Raw genomic sequence first — 15,811 nt, forward strand, 5'->3', positions numbered from 1 at the left:
GGACTACCCGTAGCGCCATCGGCGCGGCAGGGAAAGCGCCGACACGTCCACTCGTCTCTCCGGGTCAGCCGTTCAGCTCGTCAGGATGCTTCTCGCTCAGGAGGTCGTCCTTGGCGGCGTGGGTGCGCTCTTCCTCGATCTTGCGCGTCACCGCCAGGTCCGGACGGGTGTCGTTGACGACGGTCGATTCCTCCGGCACGGGCGGCTCGCCCACCGGCGCGGCAGGTCCCGGAGCCGGCGCGCCGGCCTTGGCCGGGATCGGCAGAGCACTGCCTTCGGCAAAGCGCAGCCGGTAGGTCGGTTCGGGCAGCGTGATGCCGTGACGCTCGAGTTCGACCTTGACGAGGCGCATTGCCTCGGAGCGCGCCTTCAGGAAGCTCGTCTTGTTCTGGTCGATCCAGGCGGTCAGGGTCAGGGTGACGGTGGAATCGCCGATCTCCTCGATCCAGCCATCGACGCCCGGATCAGGAAGCACGAAATCCAGCGTGCGGATCTTCCTCAGGGCGTGTTCCAGCGCCATGTCGAGATTGCTCTCCGGCGCCACGCCGATCCGAAACAGGAAGCGACGCTGCGGATTGCGGCTGTAATTGGTGATGTTGCTCTTGAAGACGGTCGCGTTGGGGATGCGAATGTGGTTACCGTCGGCGTCCATGAGGATCGTGGCGCGCGAGGTCAGGCTGATGACGAAGCCCTCGAAATTCTCGATGCTGACATAGTCGCGCGGGCTGAAGGGCTGGCGGACCGACAGCAGGATACTGGCGATGTAGTTTTCCACCGTGTCGCGCACTGCAAAGCCGATCGCCAGGCCGACGATACCGGCCGCGCCGAGAATGGTTCCGAGCAGCGCCGTCGCGCCGAGGATGTCGAGCGCCATCACCGCGCCGGCGATGAAGAAGGACAGGCGCAGCAACTGCCGCAGCAGGCTGGCGATGAAGCCGTTCGGTGCGATGCGGTTCCAGGGCCATTCGCGACCGGCGATCATCCAGCCGATGGCGTAGATCAGCGCCCAGACCGTCACGGCAACCGCGAGCAGCGGGATGTAGCCGATCGCCTGCGCCCCCCGGCGCAGGAGGCGGTCATAGACCGGCTCGAGGCGCAGCGACAGCGACGTCACCTCTCCGATCTCGTTCTTCACCGCGACGACGCCCTTGACCCGGCCGGCGATCTCTTCGGCCTGTTCGGCCAGCGTCGCCTCGCGCACCTTGCCGCGCAAAGTGACGACGCCGGCGCGCACGGTGACGAAGACCGCCTGCAATCCGTCCATCTCGTCGAAGATCGCCTCGATGCGGGCGTCGATCTCGCGATCGTCGATCACGTCATTGGCGTCGATCGTTCCGTTTTCCTGGGCATGGGCGATCACGCCGAAGGAGAGGAGAAGAACGGCGAAGAGAGGCGCGAGCAGTCTTTTCAAGTCGGAATCTCGTCATTGGGCGGGTCGATTCCCGTCAGACTATTCGCAACCTCGCCGCTTGTCAGCCATCAGACGCCTTGCCGGTGGCCGCGAGTTCGGCGCGGATCTGCGCGTCGTGCTCGCCGCGCGCCGGGCTGGGCGGCGGCGTCCATGCGGGCGCGTCCGAGAAGCGCGGCGCCGGCGCGGCCTGCAGACGGCCGTCATCAGCATGCCAGACGGCGCGGGCGGCCATGTGTCCGTCCTGCGCGGCTTCCTGCGGATCGAGCACGGGAGCGACGCAGCAATCCGTGCCGTCGAACAGCGCCGCCCAATGGTCGCGCGGCTTCGCGGCAAAGAGCGCGGCCAGCCTCTCGCCCAATCCGGGCCACAGCGCGGGATCGAACTGGCGGGCGAAATCTCCGTCCTCGGCCAGCCCCATGATCTCGATGAAGAGGCGGTAGAATTTCGGTTCCAGGCACTGCACCGAGACGAACCCGTCGTCCGACGTGCGGTAGGTCCGGCTCCAATGCGGGCCGTCGAGCAGGCTCTGGCCGCGGCGCATGGAGGCGAGGCCGCTGTCCGGCAGCGACATCAGGAGGTTCATCATGTGCGCCGACCCGTCGACGATCGCCGCATCGACCACGGTCCCCTCGCCCGTCGCCCGGGCGCGCAGCAGACCGGCCAGCATGCCGACGACCAGATAGAGCGCGCCGCCGCCGATGTCGCCGACGAGGGTCGGCGGCGTGACGGGCGGTTCGCCGGGCGGCGAGGCGTACCAGAGCGCGCCGGAGGTGGCGATGTAGTTGAGGTCGTGTCCGGCGACCTGCGCCCTCGGCCCCTCCTGCCCCCAGCCGGTCATGCGGCCGTAGACGAGGCGCGGATTGGCGGCGCGGCATTCCCGCGGTCCGAGGCCGAGCCGTTCCATCACGCCCGGCCGGAAGCCTTCGATCAGCCCGTCAGCGGTCGCGATCAACTGGCGGGCCGTCTCGATGTCCTCCGGCTGCTTCAGGTCCAGCGCGATGGACCGCTTGCCGCGGTCCAGCAGGTTGCGCTCGGCATGAACCGGCGCGCCCGCCGGCTCCCTGCGATGGATGGTGACGACATCCGCGCCGAGGTCGGCGAGCATCATGGCCGCGAAGGGCGCCGGCCCCAGCCCCTCGATCTCGACGATCCGTATCCCCTCCAGCATCCGGCCCTCCCTGCCATCAACACTCATTCGGTATAGGACGTTTCCGCCACAGCGTCATGGCCGGCCGGGAATATGCCGCAGCGGCGGCGGTTGATGCCCCGGGCGGGGCGTGGGACATGTGACGCCTGTCTGCCGCAAGCACCCGAGAGCGACCGCGCATGGAGACCGTTTCATCGACACCGCGAGCGATCCGCTTCGACGCCGGCCGGCATCCCCGCGCCAAGATCGGCTATGTGCTGCTGGCGACCGAACAGACGATCCAGGACGACGTGTTCGCCCTTCGGCCGGACGGCGTCGGCGTCCATTTCGCGCGCGCCGCCATTCCCGACTCGATCACCCGCGAAACGCTGGCGCGCCAGGCCGGCCTGCTCGCCGACAGCGCCGCGACCCTGCTGCCGGACGGCTCGCTCGACGTCGTCTGCTATGCCTGCACCTCCGGTTCGCTGGTCATAGGCGAGGAACGCGTGATCGCGGAATTGAACAGGGGCGCGCCCAAGGCCCACGCCACGACGCTGATCACCGGCGTGATCCGCGGCCTGCGCGCGGTCGGCGCGACCCGCATCGCCGTCGCCACGCCCTATCTCGACGAGGTCAACGCGCTGGAGAAGACCTATCTGGAACGCGCCGGGTTCGAAGTCTTGGACATCCAGGGGCTGAACCTCGAGAAGGACAGCGACATGGTGCGCGTAGCGCCTGATTTCATTGAGGACTTCGCCCTTTCCCTCGAGCATGCGCGAGCCGACGCAATCTTCATCTCCTGCGGAGCCCTGCGCGCGCTGGACGTGGTGGCGCGGATCGAGGCCAAGGCCGGCAAGCCGGTGATCACGAGCAACCAGGCGATGATCTGGGACACGCTGCGCCTGGCCGGCATCGAGGACCGGTTCGAAGGCCATGGCCGCCTCGTTGCCGAGCACTGAGCGGAATTTGACGGCGGCGCGAAGCGCGCGCAGACTGAAGAACCGTCGCAGTCACCAGCCGGGCGGATTTTCATGACACGGATATCGGGCTTCCTGATCGATCTCGGGGGCGTGGTCTATCAGGGCGACCACCTGATCGAGGGGTCGGCGCAGGCGATCGAGGCGCTGCGCGCCGGAGGTATCCGGTTCCGGTTTCTGACCAACACGACCAGCGCGCCGAGACGGTCGATCGTGGCGAAATTGGCCGCGATGGGCATGGACATCGAGCCGCAGCATGTGTTCACGCCGGCCATGGCCGCGCGGCACCTGATCACGGCCCGCGGACTGAAGCCCCATTTCCTCGTCGCGCCGGCGCTGATGGAGGATTTCGCCGATCTGCCCGCCGGCGACCGGCCGGCCGTCGTGCTGGGCGACGCCGGCGACGACTTCACCTATGCCGCTCTCAACGCGGCCTTCCGGCTCTTGGAGGACGGTGCGGATTTCATCGCGCTGGCGAAGAACCGCAAATTCGCGGGTCCCGACGGGAAGCCCTGCCTCGACACGGGAGCCTTCGTGGCAGCACTCGAATATGCAAGCGGCCGCGAGGCGGAGGTGATCGGCAAGCCCGCGCCCGATTTCTTCCATGCCGCCTGCGCCGATATGGGACTCGACGCCGCCGAGACCGCGATGATCGGCGACGACGCGGAGTTCGACGCTTCGGCGGCCGTCGCCTGCGGCCTGACCGGCGTGCTGGTGCACACCGGCAAATGGGCGCCCGGCGCGGCGGACGGGCTGACGCCCGCGCCGAGCATGGAGGTCAAGGATCTGCGGGCGGCGGTGGACCGCCTCGCTTTGACTTTGAGTCAGGAAGGCGGTTCAACTAATTGATCTAACAGTGATTGTCGAAGCGGCGCGTCACCGGGTTTCGCTGTCCACCCAGATCGTCACCGGTCCGTCATTGACCAGCGCGACCTTCATGTCGGCGCCGAAGATGCCGTTTTCGACGGTGACGCCGTAGCTGCGGATCTGGTCGGAGAAATGCTCGTAGAGCCGCCTGCCCTCGTCGGGCGGGGCGGCCGTGGAAAAGCCCGGGCGGTTGCCCTTCGTCTCGGCGGCGAGCGTGAACTGGCTGACGACCAGCGCCTTTCCGCCGACATCCAGCAGTGAGCGATTCATCCGGTCCGCGTCGTCACGGAAGATGCGCAGATTGACGAGCTTGCGCGCCAGCCATTCCGACTGCGCCTCGGCGTCCTCGCGCATGGCGCAGACGAGGATCAGGAGACCCTCGCCTATCTGCCCGGTCACCGCGCCATCGACGGTGACGCTCGCTTCCGAGACGCGTTGGACCAGTGCCCGCATGTGACTGCCCTTCGACTGGCCAGCGTCAGTCGTTCAGCGCCGCCCAGAGCTTGAGCGGCGTCGCCGGCATGTCGATATGCGGGACGCCCTTGGCGCGCCACAGCGCGTCGCAGACCGCGTTCATCACCGCCGGCGTCGCGCCGATCGTCGCCGCCTCGCCCGCGCCCTTGATGCCGAGCGCGTTGGTGGTGGACGGCACGTTGTGCGTGTCGAAGGCGAAGTTCGGGAAATAGTCGGCGCGCGGCATGGCGTAATCCATGAAGCTCGCGGTCAACAGCTGGCCGCTCTCGTCATAGACGGCGTCCTCGTAGAGCGCCTGGCCGATGCCCTGCACCACCCCGCCATGCACCTGGCCGAGCAGCAGCATCGGGTTCACCGTCAGGCCGTAGTCGTCGACCATGGTGTAGCGCTCGACCCTGCCGACGCCGGTCGTGGGGTCGATCTCGACCTCGCAGATGTGGCAGCCGTTCGGATAGGTCGCTTCCGCCTGCTTGAACTCGGCGTCGGCCTTCAGGTCGGCCGGGTCCTGCGCGTTCTTCGCGATCTCGATCAGCGAGACCGAGCGGTCGGTGCCGGCAACGACGGCCTGGCCGTCGACCAGTTCGATGTCGTCGGCGGCCGCTTCCAGTTCGTCGGCGGCCAGCTTCCTGATCTTCTGCGCCAGCGCCTCGCCGGCGTAATAGGCCGAGACGCCGCCCAGCGGGATCGAGCGGGAGCCGCCCGTGCCGCCGCCCGTCGGGATGCGGTCGGAATCGCCCTGGATGACCTTGATCTTGTCGACGTCGAGGCCGAGCGTGCCGGCTACGAACTGGGCGTAGGCGGTCGCATGGCCCTGCCCGTTGGATTGGGTGCCGATGTCCATCGTCACCGTGCCGTCGTCGAGCAACTGCACATAAGCCGGCTCGGAACCGGCGAAGGCGCAGGCCTCGATGTAATAGGACATGCCGATGCCGCGGACCTTGCCTTCGGCCTTCGAGGCTTCAAGCCGCGCGTCGAAACCGGCCCAGTCGGCGTTTGCGAGCGCCTTTTCCATGCAGTTCTCGAACTCGCCGACATCGTAGAGGCGGCCGCCCTGCGTCTTGTAGGGCATCTGTTCGGGCTTGATGAAATTGCGGCGGCGAATCTCGTCCGGGCCGAGCTTCATGTCGCGGGCGCACTGGTCGACCAGCTTCTCCACGAGGAAGGCCGCCTCGGGACGGCCGGCACCGCGATAGGCGTCCACCGGCGTGGTGTTGGTGAAGACGCCCGTCAGGTGGAAGTCGAGCACCGGAATGTCGTAGACGCCGGTCGCCATCTGCGCGCCAAAGAAGGGAATGGCGACGCCGAACTGGTGCGTATAGGCGCCCATGTCGGCGATCAGCTTGATGCGCATCGCCAGGAACCGGCCGTTCTCGTCCATCGCCATCTCGGCATGGGCGGTGTTGGCGCGGCCGTGATTGTCGACCAGGAAGTGTTCCGTGCGCTCGCCGACCCAGCGAACCGGCTGGCCAAGGCGCTTCGCGGCTTCGAGAACCAGCGGGTATTCGCGGTAGACGAAGCCCTTCGGCCCGAAGCCGCCGCCGACATCCGGCGTGATCACATGCAGGTCGATGTCGCCGCCGAACACCTTGTCGCGGATGATGTTGCGCTGGCCGTGCACGCCCTGCGAGCCGCAGGTCAGCGTGAACCGGTTCTTCTCGGCGTCATATTCGCCGATCGCCGCGCGCGTCTCCATGTAATTGGAGACGAGGCGGTTCTGGACGAAGTCGATCGTCGTCACATGGGCGGCGCCCGCGAACACCTCGGCCGCCTTGTCGGCGTCGCCATGGACGTTGACATAGGCCTTGTTGGATCCGGCTTCCGGCCAGACCAGCGGCGCGCCGTCTTCCAGCGCGGCGGTCATGGAGGTGACCGCGTCTTCCATGTCGTAGTCGATCTCGATCAGCTCGGCGGCGTCCTTGGCGCGCTCCAGCGTGTCGGCGACGATGAAGGCGACGGCGTCGCCGACATGGCGCACGCGATCCTTCGCCAGAACGGGGATCGGCCGGTAGGGCGCGGTTTCGCCATCCGGGCCGGGGCGCATGCCGACGGCAGCCAGCGTGCCGAGATGGGCGACGTCGTCCGGCGTCAGGACCAGCTGCACGCCGGGCGCGGCGCGGGCCTCGTCGACCGAGGTGATGGTGAAGGACGCGTTCGCGACGGGCGAGCGCACGACATAGCCCTGCAGCATCCCGTCCATGCGAATATCGGAGGTGTAGCGCCCCTTGCCGCGGATGAAGGCCTCATCCTCGGTGCGGCGGACGGATGCTCCGATCAGGGATTTGGAACCGAATTTGGGCGGTGCGACATTCATCTTGATTTCATCTCCTCCATCCGCCATGTCCAACGTCACGCACATGCGTGGCGGGCGAAACGACGACTGCGAACATATGCGATGTTGCCCGAATGTCGAGCGCCGCGGCCGTCATGTATACATTTTTCCCTTGAATGCGGGCGACACCGGGCTCGCGCCAACAGGATCTTGCCATGCGCACCGAAACCGGAACCGTCATCCGCCTCGAAGACTACAGGCCGAGCGACTACCAGATCGAGACGACCGAGCTGCATTTCACGCTCGAGCCGGAGGCGACGATCGTGCGCGCGACGCTCGCCATGCGCCGCCGCGAGGGCGTGCCGGCGGACACCCCGCTGACCCTGGACGGCGACGAACTGGCGCTTGAAGGCCTGCGCATCAATGGCGAGACGCCGGCGGAAAACGGATACACCGCCACGCCCGAGAAGCTCGTGATCGGCGAACTGCCGGCGGACGACACGTTCACCGTCGAGATCGAAACCCGGCTGAACCCGTCCGCCAACAAGCAGTTGATGGGGCTTTACCGCTCGTCGGGCACCTATTGCACCCAGTGCGAGGCTGAAGGCTTTCGCCGCATCACCTATTTCCTCGACCGGCCGGACGTCCTGTCCGTGTACACGGTGCGCATGGAGGCGCGCGCCGAAGACGCGCCGCTCCTGCTGTCCAACGGCAACCGGGTCGAGGACGGGATGCTGGACAATGGCTGGCATTACGCGGTCTGGCACGATCCCTTCCCCAAGCCGTCCTATCTGTTCGCGCTGGTCGCCGGCAATCTGGGCGTCGTGCGCGACAGCTTCACGACGATGTCGGGCCGCGAGGTGGCGCTCGAAATCTTTGTCGAGCACGGCAAGGAACCGCGCGCGGCTTACGCGATGGACGCGCTGAAGCGCTCGATGAAGTGGGACGAAGAGGCGTTCGGGCGCGAATACGACCTCGACATCTTCATGATCGTCGCCGTCTCCGACTTCAACATGGGCGCGATGGAGAACAAGGGCCTGAACGTCTTCAACGACAAGTATGTCCTCGCCGACGAGCGCACCGCGACCGATGCCGACTACGCCAATATCGAGGCGATCATCGCGCATGAGTATTTCCACAACTGGACCGGCAACCGCATCACCTGCCGCGACTGGTTCCAGCTTTGCCTGAAGGAAGGGCTGACGGTCTTCCGCGACCACGAATTCTCCGCCGACATGCGGTCGCGCACGGTCAAGCGCATCTCGGAAGTGAAGCTCCTGAAGGCGCATCAGTTTCCCGAGGACGCCGGCCCCCTCGCCCATCCTGTGCGGCCGCGGCGCTATTCGGAGATCAACAATTTCTACACGGCGACCGTCTACGAGAAGGGGTCTGAAGTCGTGCGGATGATCCGGACCATCCTCGGGCCGGAGCAATTCCGCGCCGGGCTCGACCTCTATTTCGACCGCCACGACGGCGAGGCCGCGACGATCGAGCAGTTCCTCAAGGCATTCGAGGATGCGAGCGGCCGCGACCTGTCGCAATTCGCGCTGTGGTACGAACAGCCGGGCACGCCGAACCTGACCGCAGACACGCGCTACGACGCCGATCAGAAGCGCTTCACGCTGAAGATCGAGCAGAGGCTGAGGCCGCCGGTCGATGGCGCGCCGCATCAGCCCATGCACATTCCCGTGCAGTTCGGCCTGGTGTCGGCCGGCTCCGGCGACATGGGCTGGAGCGACGTGACGGGCGCGGAAGTCACCGGCGACGTCATCCATGTGACGAAGCCGCGCCACGAGATCGTGTTCGAAGGCATCGGCGAGCGCCCGGTCGCATCCCTCCTGCGCGGCTTTTCCGCGCCGGTGACGCTCTATCCCGAGCCGGAAGACGACGACCTCGCCTTCCTGGCGCGCAATGACAGCGACGAGCACGGCCGCTGGCAGGCGCTGTCGACGCTGATCATGCGGCAGATGAAGCAGGCGGTCGCGAAGCCCGCCGAAGAGCTCACGGACGTGTTCGATCCGGCCACCTGCATGATCCTGACCGACATCGCGGGCGACCCGGATTACGAGCACGCCTTCCGGGCGCTCTGCCTGACGCTGCCCGGCGAGAACGACATCGCCCGCGAGATCGGCTCCGACATCGATCCCGACGCGATCCATCGCGTCCATGTCGCGGCCTCGCGGCAGGTGGGACGGGCCGGCGAACGCGTTTTCGCCCGGCTGTTCCACGGGCTGGCGCCGAACGGCCCCTACTCGCCCGACGCGACGAGCGCCGGCAAGCGGTCGCTGCGCAATCTCGCCCTGTCCTATCTGTGCCACGCCAAGGGCGACATCACGCTGGCGGCGCAGGTCTATGGCGAAGCCGACAACATGACCGACCGGGCGCATGCGCTGACGCTGATGGCGCATCTCAAACCGCTCGCCGACGAGACGCTCGACGCGCTGAAGGCGTTCCAGCTGGAATTCCGTTCCGAGCCGATCGTTCTCGACAAGTGGTTCATGATCCAGGCGACCGCCCCCGGCGCAAGGACGCTGGACACGGTGAAGACGCTCACCAGCAATCCCGCCTTCTCCTGGGACAATCCGAACCGGGTGCGCTCTCTCATCGGCGCAGTCTCCACAGGCAACCCGACCGCCTTCAACCGGACCGACGGCGAAGGCTACCGCTTCCTGTGCCAGGCGATCGGCCGGCTCGACGGGGTCAATCCGCAGGTGGCCGCCCGGCTGCTGACGGCGATGCGTTCCTGGAAGAACCTGGAGCCGCGCCGCCGCGAAGAGGCCCGCGCCGCGCTGGCGATGCTGGCGTCGCGGCAGCATTTGTCGCGCGACGTGCGCGACATCGTCGACCGGATGCTCGCCTGACGGCCAATTCGGCCGCCGACACCACACGAGTATACACTCAGATCGCGTTTTTCGCGATTTGTGAGCCGGATTCTCATTATATAAGACTTGAAACCGATTTCCGTGCGGATTATAGGGATATCATGTATACATCAAACTCGAACAACATCGTGAAGAGCGCGTCATGACCACGCTCGTCCTCATTCCGGGCCTCATCTCCGACGCCATCGTCTGGGAACCGCTCGCCAGGGCGGCGGAAGGACGGTTCGCGCTGCATCGCGCCGATGTCACGACCCAGGCCTCGATCACCGAAATGGCCGAGAGCCTTCTGGACGCCGTCGACGGCCCGCTCATCGCGGTCGGCCACTCGATGGGCGGTCGCGTTGCGATGGAGATGGCGCGTATCGCGCCGGAGCGCGTGAAGGGGCTGGTGCTTGCCAATACCGGGCACCACCCGAAGCGCGACGGCGAGGAAATCAAGCGCCAGGCAATGATCGATCTCGGCCATGAGAGCATGGAGACGCTCGCCGACCAGTGGCTGCCGCCGATGCTCGATCCGGCGCGCGTCACGGACGCCGAGCTGATCGCCGAATTGCGCGCCATGGTGCTTCGCGCCGGAGCCGACGTGCATGAACGCCAGATCCGCGCCCTCGTCGGGCGCCCGAATGCGAGCGCCTATTTGGGCGAGATCGCCTGCCCCGTGCTTCTGGTCGCGGCCCGCCAGGACGGCTGGAGCCCCATCGCCCAGCACGAGGAGATCGGCGCCGCTGTCGGCGACTCGGAACTGGCGATCATCGAGAATGCCGGGCACTTCGCCCCGGCGGAGCGGCCGGAAGAAACGACCGCCGCAATCATGGACTGGCTGACACGCAGATTCGGAGACGACAATGTCTGACGCCGCAATGCAGATTCCCGAAACGCCGCTTTTCGACCGCGCACGTTCGATCAAGGGCTACAAGCTCAACAAGATGGCCATGGATCTCGGCCGTCCGGAAAACCGCGAGGCCTTCAAGGCCGACGAGAACGCCTATCTCGACCGCTACGGCCTGAGCGACGAGGAAAAGGCGGCGGTCAATGCGCGCGACTGGCACGAAATGGTGCGGCTCGGCGGCAATCTCTTCTTCATCCTGAAGATCTCGGCGATCGACCCCACCCCGATGACGCGCATCGGCGCGGCGCAGGCGGGCATGGATCACGACGACTTCCTGAAACAGCGCCTGGGAAAACACTGATGGCCAAGATCATCGGCGGCATCGGAACGAGCCACGTTCCTTCCATCGGCGTCGCGCTCGACAAGGGGCTTGACGGCACGCCGGACTGGAAACCCTTCTTCGACGGCTACATTCCCGGCAAGGAATGGATGCGCGAGGCGAAGCCCGACATCGCCGTCGTGATCTTCAACGACCACGGCAACACCTTCTTCCTGGACAGGGTGCCGACCTTCGCCGTCGGCGTGGCCGAAAGCTACACCCCGGTCGACGAGGGCTGGGGCGCGCGCCAGATCCCGACCTTCGAGGGTGCCGCCGAACTGTCCTGGCATTTCGTCGACAGACTGGTGGAGAAGCATTTCGACCCCCTCGTCTGCCGCGAGATCGAAGTCGATCACGGGCTGCAGGTGCCGATGGAGCTGTTCTTCGGCCGTCCCGAGCACTGGCCGGTCAAGATCGTGCCGATCTGGGTGAACACGATCCAGTACCCGATCCCCACGCCGCAGCGCTGCTGGGAAATGGGCAAGGTGCTGCGCGAGGCGATCGAGAGCTTCCCGGGCGACGACCGCGTCGTGATCATGGGCACCGGCGGCCTGTCGCACCAGCTGCAGGGCAGCCGCGCCGGCTTCATCAACCGCGAGGCCGACGAAGCCTGGCTCGACGGCATCGCCAATGACTACGAGAAGTACCGTGGCATGAGCCGCGAGGACTATGTCGAGCAGTTCGGCTCCGAAGGCGCGGAACTGATCATGTGGCTGGTCATGCGCGCTGCGATGGACCCGAAGGTCGAGCTGAAGCACCGTCATTACTACGCGCCGGCCTCGCTGACGGGCGCCGGCATGGTTGTTCTCGAAAACGCGGCATGACCAATGTTTTTCCTCATGCGATGCCTTCACCATTCGCAGATGGGCGCGAAGCGCGACACCCACCGAGCGGAACACCGAATCTGGGTGCAATCGGGCGGCGACGGCCTCGCCACGGTACTGATCGGCTCCGCGCTGACTGACACGGACGGCGAGGCGAACGGCCATTTCGGCATCCTGGAAGCCGAGAGCGAGGACAAGGCGCGCGGCTTCGCCGAAGGCGACCCGTTCGCGCGCTCCGGCATCGTGAAAACGATCGAACTGACCCGCCTGCCCGACACCTTCCAGGCACATCGCATCAGCGATCCCATGACGCCGCGCTGACGGCGCCGCGCCGGCTCTGCGCCGGCGCCATGACCTAGCGTCAGCCCCGCATTCCGAAAAACTTTCCTAAAAGTTAACAGACCGTCTGGACAGCCAGAATCACAAGTGATTCATTAAGGACGATTCGGAAGTGCGGTAGCCGAATCCGGTTTCAAGACAAGTGTTTTTTGGAACGCCTCACAGAAAGAGGCGGAACGGTCGCTTCTGGCGCCGAGGGGACAGAACTTGCCAATTGCAGGGACAAACGGCTCAACACAAACCGCGATGACGGGTCACGCGCGGTTTCTGGCCGGGCCGGCCTATGCACGGCTGGAGGCGATCGAGCCCGTCCTCAAGCGCTCCATCCCCATCCTGATCACGATCTTCCTCGCCGTCGTCTTCCTCGCCCGCGCGATGTCGCTTGCCACCGAACGCTCGCAGACCGCCCATGACGGGCAGCTCTACCTGTCGCTGATCGCCGGCGTCGCCCAATCGGCTGTCGAGACTGTCCGCGACACGGGTTTCGCGCCGCGCAACGGCGCGCAGTTCGAGCAGGTGCTGGCACGCGCCCTGCCCGAGGAAACCACTTTCGACGGCCGCTTCCTGCTCGTCACCGACGCCGACGGCGCGGTCATCGCGGCGCGCGGCCAGCATGGCGAACTTGTCGGCGAAAATCTCCAGCAGCGGCTCAACGGCGAGCAGGCGCTGTTCATGTTCGGCGCCGACGCGGGCGTGCAGCCCGTGACGCTCGACGGCGAAGCCTTCCTCGCCGCCTTCTCCAAGATCGGCGACGGCAACGCGGTGATCGCCGTGATGCAGAAGGAGCGCGACCTGTTCGCGCGCTGGCGCAAGCGGGTTTCGCTGAACGTCACGCTGTTCGTCGCCAGTTCGTCGATCCTGATCATCCTGCTTTACGCCTATTTCGGACAGGCCGCGCGGGCCGCCGAGGCCGACGAGGCCTATGGCGAGACGCAGAAGCGCGTCGATCTGGCGCTGACCCGCGGCCATTGCGGCTTGTGGGATTGGGATCTGGCGCGCGGGCGCATCTACTGGTCGCGCTCCATGTTCGACCTGCTCGGCTATGCGGCGAGCGAGGAGATCCTGTCCTTCGGCGAGGTCAAGGACCTGATCCATCCCGACGACATCGACCTGTTCGACCTCGCCCAGCGCGCCGCGGCCCAGGAAATCCGCCGCGTCGACCAGCTCTTCCGGATGCGGCACGCCGGCGGCTACTACCGCTGGATGCGCATTCGCACCGAACTGGTGGAAAAGGGCGGCAGTGGCATCCACCTGATCGGCATCGCCGTCGACGTGACCGAGCAACAGCGCCTCGCCGACGAGAACGCCATCGCCAGCGAGAACCTGCGCGCGGCGATCGAGAGCACGTCGGAATCCTTCGCGCTCTGGGACGCCGACGACCGGCTGGTCATGTGCAACACCAAGTTCCAGGAATATAACGGCCTGCCCGCCAACGCGGTCACCGCCGGCACGCCGCGCCACGACATCAACGCGATGATGCGCCGGCCGGTCAGCGAGCGCCGCATCCCCAATCCGAAGACGAAGCAGGAAGCCCAGACCTACGAGCGCCAGATCGCCGACGGGCGGTGGCTGCAGGTCAACGAACGGCGCACCTCGAGCGGCGGCACGATTTCCGTCGGAACAGATATCACGCAGCTGAAGCTGCACCAGGAACGGCTGATGGAGAGCGAGCGCCGGCTGATGGCGACGATCGACGACCTGTCGGTCGCCCGCAAGGCGTCGCAGCAGAAGGCCGGCGAACTGGAAGACCTGAACGCCAAATATCTCGAGGCGCGCGACAAGGCCGAGGCCGCCAACCGGGCGAAATCCGGCTTCCTCGCAAACATGTCGCACGAATTGCGCACGCCGCTGAACGCCGTGATCGGGTTCTCCGAGATCCTGCAGTCGGGCATGTTCGGTCCGCTCGGCTCGGAACGCTACCAGGAATATGTCAACGACATCCACGCCTCCGGCACGTTCCTGCTCGGCGTGATCAACGACATACTGGACATGTCGAAGATCGAGGCCGGCCGGCTGCAACTGGAGCCGACGGTCATCGACCTCGCTCCGCTGGTCGACGAGACGCTGCACATGGTGGCGATCCAGGCGCAGGCCAAGAACATCGCCGTCGAGCAGAGCGTCGATGCGACCATGCGCCTGCACGCCGACAAGCGCGCCATGAAGCAGATCGTCATCAACCTCTTGTCGAACGCCGTGAAATTCACCGACAAGGGCGGGCGCATCCGCATCCGCGCCAAGGCGGTGGGCGGCGCGATCCAGGTCACCATCGGCGATTCCGGCTGCGGCATCCCGCCGGCGGCGCTGAAGCGGCTCGGGCGGCCCTTCGAGCAGGTTCAAAACCAGCTGACGAAGAACCATTCCGGTTCCGGGCTCGGGCTGGCGATCGCCAAGTCATTGACGGAACTGCATGGCGGATCGCTGAAGATCCGCTCCAAGCCGAACGTCGGCACGATCGTCGCGGTGCGCATTCCCTGCAATGCCGAGCCTGTCCCGTGCGAACAGCACGCATCGCAGGACGACGAAAAACAGGGGCCGCCGGAAGCGACCCCTGTCTGACTGCTACTGACTGGAGATCAGTGATCTGATCAATTGCGGCCCTAGTGGAAGCGGCGGAATTCGCCCCGGCCTTCGCCGTGCTTGCCGCCACGCAGCTTGAGCTCGTCCTGCTCGATCGCGCCGGAGCCGTCGACATCGAGGCGAGCGAACGCGTCCTGCTGGTGCTTCTCGATCTCGGCGGCCGACACCTGGCCGTCATTGTCCGTGTCGAAGCGCTCGATCATGCGCTCCGCGCGGCGGCGCAGCGCTTCGCGGGCCAGCTGATCCGTCAGCTCTTCCACGGTGATGGTGCCGTCGCCATTGGCGTCGGCGTCGGTGATGGAATTCGGCATCGCGGCGGCGAATTCCTCGACCGTGACGGTGCCGGAATTATCGACGTCGGCCTTCTGGAAGAGCAGTTCGAAGTTCGGGCCTTCGCCGCGCTCTCCGCCACGGCGCTCACCGCGCGGTCCGAAACCGTCATGGCCGCGACGGCCCTCGTCGTTGGAAGCCATCTGGCGGCCCCACTTGCCGTGGTGGCCCTGGCCTTCCATGCCCTGGCGGCCCATGCCTTCATGACCCATGCCGCGCTTGCCCATGCCGCGGGGACCCATGCCCGGCTCGCCCATGCCCTGCTGCCCCATGGCCTGCTGGCCCTGCGGACCCGGCTGGCCCGTCATGCCCTGCTGACCCATCATGCCCGGCTGGCCCATGCCCGGCGGGCACGGCGTGCCGTCCTGCTGGACCTGGCAATCCTGCTGCATGTTGCGCGGCGCGGGCTGGTTGCCGCCCTGGTTCTGCGCATATGCGGAAGCGACGGCGGTTGCGGAAATGGCGGCGCCTGCCAGAAGCAGAACGAATTTCGACTTGGTCTTCATCACACTCATCCTTTGCATCGT

General features: G+C 66.3%; 13 protein-coding genes. 8 read left to right on the forward strand and 5 right to left on the reverse strand.

All coding sequences use genetic code 11. The annotated features are described in order from the left end of the window. Positions 1–64 precede the first annotated feature (64 nt). Entirely contained in the window at positions 65–1,411 is a 1,347-nt protein-coding gene (locus MRY80_RS00325) for a mechanosensitive ion channel family protein (protein WP_293286767.1), read from the reverse strand. 61 nt (positions 1,412–1,472) lie between these two features. Next, positions 1,473–2,579 (reverse strand): CaiB/BaiF CoA-transferase family protein, encoded by a 1,107-nt coding sequence (locus MRY80_RS00330; RefSeq protein ID WP_293286769.1) that lies wholly within the window; start codon positions 2,577–2,579, stop codon positions 1,473–1,475. Between the two features lie 158 nt (positions 2,580–2,737). On the opposite strand from MRY80_RS00330, the gene MRY80_RS00335 reads away from it, so the two are divergent. Beyond that, complete coding sequence (locus tag MRY80_RS00335; RefSeq protein WP_293286771.1) at positions 2,738–3,496, forward strand: arylmalonate decarboxylase; 759 nt, start codon at positions 2,738–2,740, stop codon at positions 3,494–3,496. Positions 3,497–3,568: 72 nt separating this feature from the next. Continuing rightward, positions 3,569–4,363 carry a TIGR01458 family HAD-type hydrolase gene (locus tag MRY80_RS00340; RefSeq protein ID WP_293286773.1) on the forward strand — a complete coding sequence of 265 codons (795 nt, stop codon included), beginning with the start codon at positions 3,569–3,571 and terminating at the stop codon, positions 4,361–4,363. Between the two features lie 27 nt (positions 4,364–4,390). Here MRY80_RS00340 and dtd read toward each other — a convergent pair whose 3' ends face one another. Both dtd and MRY80_RS00350 read right to left on the reverse strand, forming a co-directional pair. After that, positions 4,391–4,834, reverse strand: a complete 444-nt coding sequence (dtd, locus tag MRY80_RS00345) for a D-aminoacyl-tRNA deacylase (protein ID WP_293286774.1) — start codon at positions 4,832–4,834, stop codon at positions 4,391–4,393. Between the two features lie 25 nt (positions 4,835–4,859). After that, positions 4,860–7,166: a xanthine dehydrogenase family protein molybdopterin-binding subunit gene (locus tag MRY80_RS00350; RefSeq protein ID WP_293286775.1), complete on the reverse strand. Its 2,307-nt coding sequence runs from the start codon at positions 7,164–7,166 to the stop codon at positions 4,860–4,862. 173 nt (positions 7,167–7,339) lie between these two features. Between MRY80_RS00350 and pepN the strand changes: the two genes are divergently transcribed. The 6 genes from pepN to MRY80_RS00380 all read left to right on the forward strand — a co-directional run bounded on the left by pepN (position 7,340) and on the right by MRY80_RS00380 (position 14,933). After that, on the forward strand, positions 7,340–9,985 hold the full coding sequence (gene pepN / locus MRY80_RS00355; RefSeq protein ID WP_293286776.1) for an aminopeptidase N: 2,646 nt from the start codon (positions 7,340–7,342) through the stop codon (positions 9,983–9,985). Between the two features lie 163 nt (positions 9,986–10,148). Beyond that, a complete protein-coding gene (locus tag MRY80_RS00360) occupies positions 10,149–10,859 on the forward strand; it encodes an alpha/beta hydrolase (protein ID WP_293286777.1) in 711 nt (236 codons plus the stop codon). Then, a complete protein-coding gene (locus MRY80_RS00365) occupies positions 10,852–11,196 on the forward strand; it encodes an extradiol ring-cleavage dioxygenase (protein ID WP_293286778.1) in 345 nt (114 codons plus the stop codon). The genes MRY80_RS00360 and MRY80_RS00365 overlap by 8 nt, the downstream gene beginning before the upstream one ends. After that, positions 11,196–12,038 (forward strand): class III extradiol dioxygenase family protein, encoded by an 843-nt coding sequence (locus MRY80_RS00370; RefSeq protein WP_293286780.1) that lies wholly within the window; start codon positions 11,196–11,198, stop codon positions 12,036–12,038. Before MRY80_RS00365 ends, MRY80_RS00370 begins: the two co-directional genes overlap by 1 nt. 3 nt (positions 12,039–12,041) lie before the next feature. After that, complete coding sequence (locus tag MRY80_RS00375) at positions 12,042–12,359, forward strand: YciI family protein (protein ID WP_293286782.1); 318 nt, start codon at positions 12,042–12,044, stop codon at positions 12,357–12,359. A gap of 264 nt (positions 12,360–12,623) precedes the next feature. Continuing rightward, entirely contained in the window at positions 12,624–14,933 is a 2,310-nt protein-coding gene (locus tag MRY80_RS00380) for an ATP-binding protein (RefSeq protein WP_293286784.1), read from the forward strand. Positions 14,934–14,974: 41 nt separating this feature from the next. On the opposite strand, the gene MRY80_RS00385 is transcribed toward MRY80_RS00380, so the two are convergent. Then, the gene (locus tag MRY80_RS00385; RefSeq protein ID WP_293286786.1) at positions 14,975–15,790 is read right to left on the reverse strand and encodes an EF-hand domain-containing protein; all 816 of its coding nucleotides are present in this window, start codon (positions 15,788–15,790) and stop codon (positions 14,975–14,977) included. Positions 15,791–15,811 lie beyond the last annotated feature (21 nt).

The sequence above is a fragment of the Oricola sp. genome, assembly GCF_022763245.1.
Taxonomy (GTDB): Bacteria; Pseudomonadota; Alphaproteobacteria; order Rhizobiales; family Rhizobiaceae; genus Oricola.